We start from the raw sequence: 12,318 nt of genomic DNA, 5'->3' as shown, positions 1-12,318 counted from the left end.
GCGATGTCACGCGCAACGGCGGCTCCCTGGTGCCGCCACACCCTGGAAGCCGCCGTTCGATGGAGCCGGTCTGTCGTAGCCGGCGCGTCAGCCGTTGGCGAGCGCCTGCACCCGCGAGAGGTCGCCGTTGAAGCGGTTGTGGTCGCCGACCGTGGGGCCGGACGAGGTGTACTGCCACATCGTGTAGTACGGCCAGCCGGCGGGGAGTTCGCCGACCTCGGCCGCGTACCGCGCGATCCACAGCGGGTTGGTGGCGGCGAAGCCGGAGTAGTTGCCGGTGCACTGCGTCCACCAGCTGGTCGCCGTGTAGATGACGGCGTCCCGGCCGGTGCGGGCCTTGTACCGGTTGAGGAAGTCGCGGATCCAGGTGACCATCCCGGACTGGGTCTTGCCGTAGCAGGTGGCGCCGTACGGGTTCCACTCGATGTCGAGGACGCCGGGGAGGGTGCGGCCGTCCTTGGACCAGCCGCCGCCGTTGTTGACGAAGTAGTCGGCCTGGGCGGCGCCGGTCGTCGTGTCCGGGGTGGCGAAGTGGTACGTGCCCCGGATCATGCCGACGTTGTACGAGCCGTTGTACTGCTGCGTGAAGTACGTGTTCTTGTAGTACGTGCCTTCCGTCGCCTTGACGTAGGCCCACTTGACGCCGCTGTTCCACAGGGTGGACCAGGCGACGTTGCCCTGGTGGCTGGCGACGTCGACGCCCTCCGTCTGGGCGGCGAGCGCGGAGGCGCCGCCGGGGGCGGCCGCGCCCCGGCCGTCGTGCTTGAGGACGCCCATGCCCATGTGGGCGGTGCCGCGCGCGGGGGTGGCGGCGGCGGTGCGGGCGCCGGGGTCGGCGGCGCCGGCCTGGCCGGCGAGGGGGAGGACGAGGGCGGCGGCCGCGAGGCCGGCGAGCAGAGAGGTGGGGACGGATCTGCGCACACGCATGGCGTGACTCCCGAAGGGTCGTGGGGGTGGTGTGGACATGTCAGTCACGTGCTCGTCGGCGACTCTACGCACGTAGACCGGGAGGGTGGAAGAGGGACCGGGTTCCGCCGTTGGTCTACTCCTGCGAAATACTGAAGGAGCTGCGGCGATGCCCGCCGGGGCGGGAAACTTTCAACCGAAGAAACACGCGTGGGAGGTGGGACGTGCGCACAGGCGGTACGCCCGGCAGGAACGACACCGCCCCCGGGGACACCCCGGAGGACGCGACGGGCGTCGCGCCGACAGGAGGCGCCGGCCCCCAGGGCCCCGCGCCCGCTTCGGACGGGCCGGCCCCCGGCGCCGCTTCGGACGAGCCGGCCCCCCTGCCCGACGCCACCCCTTCAGGGAGGGCCCCCGCCGAGCGGGAGTTCCTGGCGCTGGAGCGGGAGTTGGCCGTGTTCCTGCGGCGGGCCCGGGCGCAGTCGGGGGAGATGGCCCGGGAGGTGCACCCGGAGTTGGAGCCCGCCGCCTACGGGCTGTTCGTGCGGCTCGACGACGCCGGGCCGCAGCGGGCCACCGAGCTCTCCGCCTATTTCGGGGTCGGGAAGGCCACGATGAGCCGTCAGTTGCGGGCGCTCGAACAGCTCGGGCTGGTCGCGCGCGATCCCGATCCCGCCGACGGACGCGCCTCCCTCGTCCGGCTGACCGACGAGGGGCGCGACCGGTTCCGGCGCGTCCGGGACGCCCGCCGGGAGCGGTACGTGCGCAAGCTCGCCGACTGGGACCGCGCCGAGGTCGCCGAACTGGCCCGGCTGCTCAACCACTTCAACCAGCGCTCCGAGGGCTGAGCCCGCCGGGCGCGCCCTCAGAGCTCCACGTACACGGCCGTCGCGTCGTCGTGGAGCTTCCCGCGCCGCTCCTCACCCGCCGCCGCTGCCGTCGTCTCCAGGGTCCTGACCCGCTGGAGCAGCCCCGCCGGGCCCTCCTTCGCCAGGACGCCGGCGCACTCCGTCCAGTCGCCGGCGCCGAAGCGCTCCACCCAGCGGCCGGCCCCGTCGGTGAGCGCCGCCAGCGCCCGTACCTCCTCCAGCGGAGTCCTGCCGGTCACCGCCCGCTCCGCCACCGAGGGGTCCGCCGCCGCCGTGAAGAAGCCGCCCTCCCGGTTCCGCAGCCGGTCCGCCGCCTCGTGCGAGCGGAGCGCCTCGCGCGGGATCCGGTCCAGCCGGTCGTCCCGTACCGCCCGGACCGCGCCGTCCGGCGCCCGGAGCAGCAGGACCGAGTCGGAGAGGACGAGGTGGTCGACCGCGGTCGCGTCCCAGCGGGCGAGGACCACCGTCGCCTGCGGCGTACGCACGTGAGAAAGGTCACAGGTGTGCGCGTGGAGCTCCGCGGTGCGCCGGATGGCGAGCGACAGGATCTCGGACAGCGTCAGATCGGCCCGGGAAGCGGACAGTTCGGTCAAAGCGCCACCGAGCCGCGCGGTGAACCACGGCACCGTGTGCACACAACCGACATCGGCCGCGGGTGGCGTGACGCCGTCCAGGAGGACGAGCGTCCCCCCTTCGCCGGAGGCGGGCAGAGCAGCGGCGGCCCAGTCCTCGTTGGGGCGTTCGGGGCTGCCGGGAAGGGTGGCGACTTCACTGCGCATGATGTCCAGTGTGCCCGGCTCGCGCGGGGTCTTCACAACCCCTGCAAAGGGCCGAAAATGGCCTGTACCAACCGGCCATCACCCCTGCGTGGGCCGGAATCGCCGGCTCCGGCGAGCTGCGGGCGGGCATCCTGCCAAAGCCCGCCCCGAAGATCCAGCCGGGCCCCCTGACGGGCCCTCCGCGGCGCCCGCCGGAAGTTGTTCGCCAACTCAGGAGTGTTGTTCACTCGTTCGGGTGGCGGAGCGGCCGATGCCCGTCCCCTGCCGAGAAGCGCTGGAATGGTCGGAAGCCGTACCAGGGGTGGGGGCGGAACCTCGTGACCGGCCGTCACCTCTGCTGTGTGGGCGGACGAGTCAAGAATGCGAGCACCGGTGCAGAAGAAGCGGCCTCGGAGCATGAACGGCGCGCGGAGCCAGACCCCCGGTGAGCCGCCGACCCCCGGCACCGCGCCGACCCCCGGCATCGCGCCGAGCACGGGAAGCACGCCCCCCGCCGGCACCGGCGCGCCCGCGGCGACCCCCGGAGGCCGTAACAAGCGCGTCCGCAACCGCCTCGTCGCCGGTGTCGCCCTCGTCGGCGTCATCGTGGTCGGCGCGGGCACCCCCGCCGTCCTCACCGCCTCCACCGAGCTGAACGAGTCCCGGCGCCTGGTCACCCTCGCCGAGCTCGACCGGCAGGCCGTCACCCTCGCGCACTCCCTCTCCGACGAGCGCGACGAGGTCGTCGCCTTCGTCGCCGCGGGCCGCGAGGAGCAGACCGGCCCCAAGAAGGAGCGGCGGGTGATCACCCCCGCCCGGTCGGCCCGCGTCGACCGCCAGATCGACGAGATCCGCCCCGCCGCCTCCGACGCGCTCCGCCGCGAGCTCGCCGGCGTCGCCTCCGTCCGCCGCGCCGCCGTCACCGGCGAGGGCACCGCCCTGGAGGCCCACAAGGCGTACAGCGACGTCATCGCCACCCTCCAGAAGCTCGCCGACGACCTCGCCGAGCGGACCCCGCCGCGCGCCGCCGACCCCGGCCTCACCGGCACCACCCGGGCCCCCGCCGACCTCGGCCGCGCCGTCGAGCAGGCGTCCGCCACCCGCGGCCTGCTCCTCGCCGCGCTCGCCGTCCCACAGCCCGAGCCCAGCGGCGAGCTCCGCTACGACGAGAACACCGGCACCTACGTCGCCGAGGAGCCCGAGGGCGCCGAGGAGGCCGAGCGCGCCCGCGACCAGCTCAGCGCCGCCGCCCAGCAGGCCCGGGTGCGCGAGCTGGCCGCCCTCGGCGACTTCGACCGGTCCGCGGGCCCCGCCGCCCGCGACTCCCTCGCCGGGACGGTGACGGGCCCCGAGGTCAAGACCGCCGAGCAGGCCCTCGGCCGGCTCACCGACCAGCCCACCCTCTCCGAGGGCGAGACCCGCACCTCCCCGTCCGGCCTGGACTCCGCGCTCTCCGCCCGCATCGAGCAGATGCGCGGCGTCGAGTCCGCCCTCGCCGCCAAGCGGGTCGAGCGGCTCACCGCCCTGCGCGACGACGACGTCACCGCCCTCGAACTGCGCCTCGCCCTCCTCGGCGGCTGCCTGCTGCTCGCCGTCGGCGTCTCGACCTACGTCGCCCGCAGCCTGACCCGCCCGCTCGCCGTCCTCCGCATCGGCGCCGCGCGGCTCGCCGGCGCACCGGACCCGGCCGCCGAGGAAGCCGTCCGCTTCACCGGGCGCAACGACGAGTTCGCCCAGGTCGTCCGCTCCCTCAACACCCTCCACGGACAGCTCGCCGCCCTCGCCGCCCACACCGGCCGGCTCACCGGCGAGCGCGCAGGACTGGTCGCCGCCCAGGAGACCGCCGAGGCCGAGCTCGCCGCCCAGCGGGCCGACCTCCAGGGCCGGATCGCCCTCCTCACCGCCGACTTCGAGCGGCTGCGCAGCACGGTCCACCACACCTTCGTCAACCTCTCGCTGCGCAGCCTCGGCCTCGTCGACCGCCAGCTCGGCGTCATCGAGAAGCTGGAGGAGCGCGAGCAGGACCCGGACCGCCTCGCCACCCTCTTCAAGCTCGACCACATGGCGACCGTCATGCGCCGCCACAGCGAGAACCTGCTGGTCCTCGCCGGCCACGAGCACGTCCACGGCCACACCGGCCCGGTCCCGCTGGTCGACGTGCTGCGCGCCGCCGTCAGCGAGATCGAGCGGTACGAGCGGGTCACCATCCAGTCGCTGCCGCCGCACGCCCAGCTCGCCGGCTTCGCCGCGGACGACCTGAGCCACCTCGTCGCCGAACTCCTGGAGAACGCGACCTCGTTCTCCCCGCCGGACGCCGAGGTCCAGCTCTCCGGCTGGCTCCTGGAGACCGGCGAGATCATGCTCTCCGTCCAGGACTCCGGCATAGGGATCCCCGAGCACCGGCGCGCCGACCTCAACGCGCGCCTCGCCGCCGCCGACCCGGAGGCGTTCGAGGGCGAGGGGCTCGGCATGCGGGTCGTCGCGCTGCTCGCCGCCCGCCACGGCGTCGGCGTCGAGCTGCGCGAGCAGAAGCCGGGCGGGACCGCCGCGGTCGTGGTGCTGCCGCTCCCGCTGCTGCCGACCGCGCCGTCCGCCGCCGTCCCCGATCCGGTACGGGTCGCGGGCACCGGGTCCGTGCCCGTCCTCCACCTCCCCGGCTCCGAGGCCGAGGCCAACTCCAACGCCCTCCCCTCCCGCACCCGCGACCCCCTCGTGGACGCGGCGGAGCGCGCCTTCCGCGCGGCGGAACACCCGACCCCGGCCCCGGCGGCGCCGGTCCCGGCGGAAGCCACGTACGAGCCCGCGGAAGCGGCGTACGAGCCGGCGGAAGCGGCGTACGAGCCGGCGGAGACGGCGTACGAGCCGACCGCAGCCGAATACGAGCCCGTCGCACCCGCCTACGAGCCCGCAGAGGCCGCGTACGAGCCGACCGCAGCCGCGTACGAGCCCACCGAGCCGCCGTACCAGCCCGCCGAGTCCGTCTCCGAGACCACGCTCCAGGTGCGGCTGCCCGACCCGGCGCCCGAGCCGGACAGTCACGAGCGGGCCGCCGAGCCGGTGATCGCGGTCGTGCCGGAGCAGGGCGGGCCGGCCGACGAGGCGCAGGTGCCCGGGCCGCGCCCCGCGCAGTGGGAGCGGGTGACCGACAAGGGCCTGCCCAAGCGGACCCCCCAGGTGGTCCGCGCCCCCGCGGCGCCGACCGCCCCCCGCCGGGGCGCGGTCGACGCCGAGGCACTCCGCCGCCGCCTGGGCGGCTTCCAGCAGGGCGCCGTGGCCGGGCGCCGGGACGTCGAGGCGGAGATGGCGGGGACGGCGGAGATAGCGGCTGAGAGCACCACGCGTACAGAGGAGATGACGGGGGACACAGTCGAGGAGGCACGCAGTTGACCGCCACGGGAACGAGCACGACGAGCACCACCAGCACGTACGGACAGAGCACGGAGGCCCGCAACCTGCAATGGCTGCTGGGCAACCTCGTGGAGGAGGTGCCGGGCGTCCGCTCGGTCGCCGTCGTCTCCTCCGACGGGCTCCTGCTGCTCTCCTCCGACCCCGACGAGCGGCCGGACGACGTCGCCGACGGGCACGCCCGCCCCCGGGGCCCGCGCGGCTCCAGCGCCGACCTGGCCACCATCGTCTCCGGCATCGGCAGCCTCACCATCGGCGCCGCCCGGCTCATGGACGGCGGCGGCGTGAAGCAGACCATGGTCGCCATGGAGGAGGGCAGCGTCTTCGTCATGTCGATCAGCGACGGCTCGCTGCTCGGCGTGCACGCCACCCCCGACTGCGACATGAGCGTCATCGCCTACCACATGGCGCTCTTCGTCGGCCGCGCCGGACACGTCCTCACCCCCGAGGTCCGCAGCGAACTGCGCAAGTCGATGGAGAGCTACCGGTGACCTCGCTGTCCGCCGCCGCCCACCGGCTGCCGGTACGGGGCGAAGGGCGGCGCCCCGCGCGCGTGCGCCCGTACTCGCTGACCGGAGGCCGCACCCGGTTCGGGCACGTGCTGCTCGTCGAGACCTTCGTGGCCGCCCTGGAGGCGCCGCTCGCCCGCAAGGTCCTCACGGACGGCGGCCCCGGCGCCCGCGGGCTCATGCCCGAGATGCGCGCCATCGTCGAGATATGCCGCCGCATGCGGACGGTGGCGGAGATCTCGGCCCTCCTCAAGATGCCGTTGGGTGTCGTCCGGGTGCTGCTCAGCGACCTGGCCGACCAGGGAAAGATCCGTGTGTACGGGACCGGTCACGACACCGGCCAGCCCGACCGCGCGCTCCTCGAAAGGGTGCTGAGTGGACTCCGTCGTCTCTGACGCCACCGCCGTCGACACCGCCGTCGACACCCCCGCCGCCTCCCCGGCGCAGACCGTCCCCACCGCGACGATCCCCGCCCAGCCCGGGCATACGGACGGGGAACCCGATCCCGAGGACGGCGCGCAGGACTGGCAGCTCGACCACTCCCGCGCCCCGATCGCCACGAAGATCGTGGTCGCGGGCGGCTTCGGCGTCGGCAAGACCACCTTCGTCCGCGCGGTCTCGGAGATCACCCCGCTCCAGACCGAGGCGCTGATGACCCGGGCCAGCGAGGAGACCGACGACCTCACCGCCACCCCGGACAAGATCACCACCACCGTGGCGATGGACTTCGGCCGGATCACGCTCGACAACGACCTGGTCCTGTACGTCTTCGGTACGCCGGGACAGCAGCGCTTCTGGTTCATGTGGGACGACCTGGTGCGCGGCGCGATCGGGGCGATCGTGCTCGCCGACACCCGGCGCCTCACCGACTGCTTCCCCGCCCTCGACTACTTCGAGAGCTGCGGTCTGCCGTACGTCGTCGCCGTCAACCACTTCGAGGGCACCGAGCGGTTCGAACCGGAGGACGTCAGGGAGGCCCTGACGATAGCCCCCGAGGTCCCCGTGGTGATCATGGACGCGCGCAAGCGCTACAGCGTCGTCGAGACGCTGCTCGCCATGGTCGAGCACGCGCTCTCCGCCACCCCCGAATAGCTCGCCCGTACAGAACGTTTCGCCAGGAGCACCGCCCATGCGGAAGATACTCATAGTCGGCGCCGGACAGTCCGGCCTCCAGCTCGCCCTCGGCCTCCAGTCCCAGGGGTACGAGGTCACCCTCATGTCGAACCGGACGGCGGACGAGATCCGCTCCGGACGCGTCATGTCCACGCAGTGCATGTTCGACACCGCGCTCCAGCACGAGCGCGACCTCGGCCTGAACTTCTGGGAGTCCCAGGCCCCGAGGATCCAGGGCCTCGGCGTCTCGGTCGCCGGCCCCGACTCCGCCCGCGTCATCGACTGGGTCGGCAGGCTCGACGGGTACGCCCAGTCCATCGACCAGCGTGTGAAGATGGCCGGCTGGATGGAGACCTTCGCCCAGCGCGGCGGACAGCTCGTCATCCACGGCGCGGCCGTCGGCGACCTCGACTTCTTCGCCCGCCGCTACGACCTCGTGCTCGTCGCCGCCGGCAAGGGCGAGCTGGTCTCCATGTTCGGCCGGGACGCCGACCGCTCCCCGCACACCGAGCCGCAGCGCGCGCTCGCCGTCGCGTACGTGCACGGGCTCGGCCCGCGCCCCGAGCACCCCGAGTTCGACGCGGTGCGCTGCAACCTCGTGCCCGGCGTCGGCGAGCTCTTCGTCATGCCGACCCTCACCACCGGCGGCCGCGCCGACATCCTCTTCTGGGAGGGCATACCCGGCGGCCCGCTCGACGTCTTCCAGGGCGTCAAGGACCCCTCCGACCACCTGGCGCTGACGCTGGAGCTCATGGAGAAGTTCACGCCCTGGGAGTACGCGCGCGCCACCAAGGTCGAACTCACCGACGCCGGCGGCACCCTCGCGGGCCGCTACGCGCCGACCGTCCGCAACCCCGTCGGCCACCTCCCCGGCGGCGGCCTCGTCCTCGGCGTCGCGGACGTCGTCGTCGCCAACGACCCGATCACCGGGCAGGGTTCGAACTCCGCCTCCAAGTGCGCCGCCGCGTACCTCGCGGCGATCGTCGAGCACGGCGACCGGCCCTTCGACGAGGCGTGGATGCGCTCCGCCTTCGACCGCTACTGGCGGACGGCCGAGCCCGTCACCAAGTGGACCCACGCGATGCTGGCGCCGCCGCCGGAGCACGTCCTCCAGCTGATCGGCGCGGCGGGCGAGCTCCAGCCGATCGCCGACCGCTTCGCCAACGGCTTCGACGACCCGGCCGACTTCGAGGAGTTCTTCTTCGACCCGGAGAAGGCGTCCGCCTACCTGGCCTCGGTCGCCGGAGCCTGACCGCCGCGGTCGTACCCCTCGTCCGAGCCCTCCCGCGCGTCCTCCGGGAGGACGGGCGGGGTGTACGACTCCAGGGCGGTGCCGCCGGGATCCGGCCGTACGGCCCCGAGCAGCGGGTTCGCCGCGACGGGGGAGACCTTCACCCGGCCGCCGGGGCGCGGCGCCTGCACGACGAGGCCCTCGCCCAGGTAGAGCGCGACATGGGTGGCGCCCGGGAAGTACACCACCAGGTCCCCGGGCCGCAGTTCGTCCAGCGGCACCCGGGGCAGCTCCGCCCACTGCTCCTGGCTGGTGCGCGGGATCGCGCGGCCGGCCGCCGCCCACGCCCGCTGCGTGAGGCCCGAGCAGTCGTAGGTGTCCGGCCCCTCCGCGCCCCACTCGTACGCCTTCCCGAGCTCGCCGACCGCGAAGCGCAGCGCCCGCGCGCCCGCGTCCGAGGGGGTCCGGGTGTGGTCGAGGACGCCGGAGTCGAGGAGTTCGCGCTGGGCGCCCGCGGTCTGGGTCCGCTCCAGTTCGGTGAGGCGCGTGAGCTGTTCGGGGGTGAGCGAGGCGAGCAGCCCCTCGACCTCCGCGAGCTTCTTCCGTACCTCGTCCCGCCGGGTCCGCTGCGTGGCGGCGAGGGTCTTCTGCTTGTCGAGCGCGGTGCGGGAGGCGGCGGCCAGCGCGGCGGCGCGGCGTTCGGCGGCCTGGAGCCGGGGGACGGCGGAGGCCCGGTCGCGGGCCGTCCGGTCCAGCAGACGGCCCGCGTCGAGGGCCGACTGGGGGTCGGGCGCGAAGAGCAGCCGCAGCGGCGAGGCGTAGGAGGTCCGCCCCTGGTACTGCTCCCGGGCCAGCCGCCCCGCCTCGGCCCGCCCGCGCGCCAGCTCCTCCCGGGCGGTCCTCAGATCCGCCGCGACCCGCCGGGTGTCGGCCCCCTGGAGCCGTACCGCCTCCTCGGCGGCGTTGAACCGCTCGGTCGCCTCCCCCGCCTCCCGGTAGAGCGTGCGCAGCCGCGTGAGCAGCGCCGCCACGGAGTCCCCACCGGCAGGGGGCAGCGCGGCGGCGTCGTCGGTACCGGCGTCCGGGGTTACGCCCTCCGGGTCCGCCGCAGCCTGGTCCGCCGCGTCCGAGGCTTCGGCGTCCGGGTCCACCGGGCCCACCGGTTCCGCCGTCGGGTCCGCCCAGGCGATGGGGGCGGATTCGGCGGGCGGGTCCGCCGGGGGTTCGGGCGGGGGCGGCGCGGCCAGTGCCGTGCCGGTCAGGGCCGTCAGGGCGGCCAGGGCTCCCGTACAGACCGTGCGCAGCAGCCTTCGCGACACGTCACCACCACCTCCAGAGCGGGCTCCGGAGGCATCATGGCGCGTCATTTCATCCGATTACCGTACGGAGTAGGGCGCGCCCCTCCGGCTCACTCGTTCGGCCCACCCTCGGGCCGCGCGCTCGGCTTGGACCACGGCCACTTCAGCTCGCGCCGCTCGCGGCCCTCGGGGGCGTACGCGTAGATCCAGCCCTGCTGGATGCGCAGCCGCTTGGAGTGGCCGGCGGGTTCGCGGCGGTACGTGTAGAGCGTCGGGGGCCGGCCGTCGTGGGCCGGCACCGGCACCTCGTACCACTTCGGGGGGTGGCCGGTCGGGCCGAGCAGGATGGGCAGCACCCTCCCGTCGAGAGGGCCGCCGCGGAAGGGGGTGTTCTCGCTTCTCACCCCACCAGTCTCACAGCAGGTGGGCCGCCTCGCCGAGGAGGGGCGCCAGGCGGCGGGCGAGAGCGGCGACGGGCCCGTCGGCGCGCTCCTGGGCGAGCAGCCGCCGGACGACCGCCGCGGTCTCCGGGTCGCTCGCGGAGCTCGCCGCCAGCAGGGCGACGAGGTGGTCGACCAGCCAGTCGCGCAGCTCGCCCGCGTCCGGCCGCTTGTCCTCGTCGAGCCAGATGAGGGAGGCCGCCTCGACGGCCGCGATCCAGGTGCGGACCAGCATCCCGAGCCGCCCGCCCGGCCGCCCGGCGCCGAGGTGCAGGAAGATCTGCTCGGCCGCGGCCCGCCGCACCTCGTCCACGATGGACGTGGTGTTGGAGGTCTCGACGACGCTCCCGCCGCGCAGCAGCGCGCTGAAGCCCGCGTCGTGGCCGTCCACGAAGGCGAGGTAGCGGTCGAGGACCCGGCCGAGCCGCTCGGTGGGCGGCCCGTCCTCGGGCTCCGCGAAGCAGCGGTTCAGGGCGTCGGCGGAGGAGCGCAGGGCGGCCTCGTACAACTGCTGCTTGCCGCCGGGGAAGTAGCGGTAGACCAGCGGCCGCGAGACCCCGGCCGCCTCGGCGACGTCGTCGAGCGAGACGTCCTCGGGGGCCCGGTGCGCGAAGAGCCCCAGCGCGGCCTCCAGGAGCTGGCCGCGCCGCTCCTCGACGCTGAGCCGGCGGTACGCGGGGGAGGCGGCGCTCGTCATGTCCGCAGCGTAACCCCGGTACCGCCGCCTCCGGACCCCCGTCCCGGAGCCGCCGGGCGCGCTCGCGCCGGCGGCCCGCCGCGCGCTCAGGCCAGCAGCCCGGACGAGCGCCAGAGCCGGCGTCCCGGGCCCCGCAGCACGCCGATGTCGTCGAGGAAGTCCGTCAGACGCTTGGCGCCCGCCTGCATGACCTCCCGCCGGTGGCCGCTCGCCCGCACCTCGGTGACCGCCTGCCGCCGGTCCAGGCCCACCGCGTCGTACACCGCGGGGTTGACGAAGCAGGTGGAGAAGACCCGGGCCGCCTCGCCGCAGCTGATCCGGGTGAACTCCCGCTCCCAGCGCGGCGCCGTCACCATCTGGCGGCGCAGCTCCTCGCGGGCGTACCGCACGTGCCGGGCCTCCTCCACCACGTGGATCCGGGTGACCCCGCGGACCAGCGTCTGGACCCGCTCGTCCGGGAAGGTCAGCCGCTGCATCCAGTCGAGGATCTCCTCGCCGAGGAGGGTGGAGGCGAAGGAGCCCGGGGTGGTGGAGACGGTCTTCAGGACGCGGGCGAGGTTGTGGTAGATCCGCGGCACCGGGTAGTCGCCGGTGCCGCTCTTGGTGATCATCCGGGCGAACATCATGGAGTGCCGGCACTCGTCCGCGATCTCGGTGAGCGCGTACCGCACGTGCTGGCTGGTCAGCGACTTGTCGTAGATGTGCCGGACGAGCAGCTGCATGAGGATGATCTCGAACCAGATGCCCAGCGAGGCGAGCGAGGCGGCCTCGTGGCGGGAGAGGTCGATCCGCTGTTCCTCGGACATCTTCCGCCACAGCGGGGTCCCGTAGAGGGAGACCAGCTCCGGCGGCCAGTACCACTTGCCGTCCTCGAAGGGCGCGTCCCAGTCGAGCTCGGTGTCGGGGTCGTACGCGTGCTTGCGGGAGGACTCCAGGAGCCGTCGGGCGAGCAGCTCGCGGTCGCGGAGCGGTCCGAGAGCGTCCCGCAACTGGGTGAAGTCGGGCTCGGTGAAGGGACTCATGGCGGGGACACCTCACTGGCGGCGCACTCGGGTTACCGTCGGTCACTCGCTATCAGACTGCCCGTCAGCA

At 74.2% G+C, this 12,318-nt stretch carries 12 protein-coding genes; 6 read left to right on the top strand and 6 right to left on the bottom strand.

The annotated features are described in order from the left end of the window. Positions 1–87 precede the first annotated feature (87 nt). Positions 88–927: a lysozyme gene (locus tag ACFXMG_RS26265; protein ID WP_383819085.1), complete on the bottom strand. Its 840-nt coding sequence runs from the start codon at positions 925–927 to the stop codon at positions 88–90. Between the two features lie 362 nt (positions 928–1,289). Here ACFXMG_RS26265 and ACFXMG_RS26260 point away from each other — a divergent pair, with 362 nt between their 5' ends. Then, entirely contained in the window at positions 1,290–1,754 is a 465-nt protein-coding gene (locus tag ACFXMG_RS26260) for a MarR family winged helix-turn-helix transcriptional regulator (protein ID WP_383819111.1), read from the top strand. 17 nt (positions 1,755–1,771) lie between these two features. Here ACFXMG_RS26260 and ACFXMG_RS26255 read toward each other — a convergent pair whose 3' ends face one another. Then, on the bottom strand, positions 1,772–2,554 hold the full coding sequence (locus ACFXMG_RS26255; RefSeq protein ID WP_383819083.1) for a hypothetical protein: 783 nt from the start codon (positions 2,552–2,554) through the stop codon (positions 1,772–1,774). Positions 2,555–2,926: 372 nt separating this feature from the next. Between ACFXMG_RS26255 and ACFXMG_RS26250 the strand changes: the two genes are divergently transcribed. The 5 genes from ACFXMG_RS26250 to ACFXMG_RS26230 all read left to right on the top strand — a co-directional run bounded on the left by ACFXMG_RS26250 (position 2,927) and on the right by ACFXMG_RS26230 (position 8,812). Beyond that, positions 2,927–5,920: a nitrate- and nitrite sensing domain-containing protein gene (locus ACFXMG_RS26250; protein ID WP_383819109.1), complete on the top strand. Its 2,994-nt coding sequence runs from the start codon at positions 2,927–2,929 to the stop codon at positions 5,918–5,920. Beyond that, a complete protein-coding gene (locus ACFXMG_RS26245) occupies positions 5,917–6,429 on the top strand; it encodes a roadblock/LC7 domain-containing protein (protein WP_383819082.1) in 513 nt (170 codons plus the stop codon). Before ACFXMG_RS26250 ends, ACFXMG_RS26245 begins: the two co-directional genes overlap by 4 nt. After that, entirely contained in the window at positions 6,426–6,842 is a 417-nt protein-coding gene (locus tag ACFXMG_RS26240; protein WP_383819081.1) for a DUF742 domain-containing protein, read from the top strand. The genes ACFXMG_RS26245 and ACFXMG_RS26240 overlap by 4 nt, the downstream gene beginning before the upstream one ends. Positions 6,843–6,912: 70 nt before the next feature. Next, complete coding sequence (locus ACFXMG_RS26235; protein WP_383819108.1) at positions 6,913–7,539, top strand: ATP/GTP-binding protein; 627 nt, start codon at positions 6,913–6,915, stop codon at positions 7,537–7,539. Positions 7,540–7,576: 37 nt separating this feature from the next. Beyond that, the gene (locus ACFXMG_RS26230; RefSeq protein ID WP_383819080.1) at positions 7,577–8,812 is read left to right on the top strand and encodes a styrene monooxygenase/indole monooxygenase family protein; all 1,236 of its coding nucleotides are present in this window, start codon (positions 7,577–7,579) and stop codon (positions 8,810–8,812) included. On the opposite strand, the gene ACFXMG_RS26225 is transcribed toward ACFXMG_RS26230, so the two are convergent. The 4 genes from ACFXMG_RS26225 to ACFXMG_RS26210 all read right to left on the bottom strand — a co-directional run bounded on the left by ACFXMG_RS26225 (position 8,785) and on the right by ACFXMG_RS26210 (position 12,248). Continuing rightward, a complete protein-coding gene (locus tag ACFXMG_RS26225; RefSeq protein WP_383819078.1) occupies positions 8,785–10,110 on the bottom strand; it encodes a C40 family peptidase in 1,326 nt (441 codons plus the stop codon). The genes ACFXMG_RS26230 and ACFXMG_RS26225 overlap by 28 nt on opposite strands. Before the next feature lie 89 nt (positions 10,111–10,199). After that, on the bottom strand, positions 10,200–10,493 hold the full coding sequence (locus tag ACFXMG_RS26220) for a hypothetical protein (RefSeq protein WP_383819077.1): 294 nt from the start codon (positions 10,491–10,493) through the stop codon (positions 10,200–10,202). Positions 10,494–10,503: 10 nt separating this feature from the next. Next, on the bottom strand, positions 10,504–11,226 hold the full coding sequence (locus ACFXMG_RS26215; protein ID WP_383819075.1) for a TetR/AcrR family transcriptional regulator: 723 nt from the start codon (positions 11,224–11,226) through the stop codon (positions 10,504–10,506). A gap of 86 nt (positions 11,227–11,312) precedes the next feature. Beyond that, positions 11,313–12,248 carry a diiron oxygenase gene (locus ACFXMG_RS26210; protein ID WP_383819073.1) on the bottom strand — a complete coding sequence of 312 codons (936 nt, stop codon included), beginning with the start codon at positions 12,246–12,248 and terminating at the stop codon, positions 11,313–11,315. Between the last annotated feature and the right edge of the window lie 70 nt (positions 12,249–12,318).

Source organism: Streptomyces sp. NPDC059201 (assembly GCF_042754585.1).
GTDB lineage: Bacteria > Actinomycetota > Actinomycetes > Streptomycetales > Streptomycetaceae > Streptomyces.
Note: the sequence above shows the minus strand (reverse complement) of the source record. Positions and strands in the feature narration are given on the sequence as shown.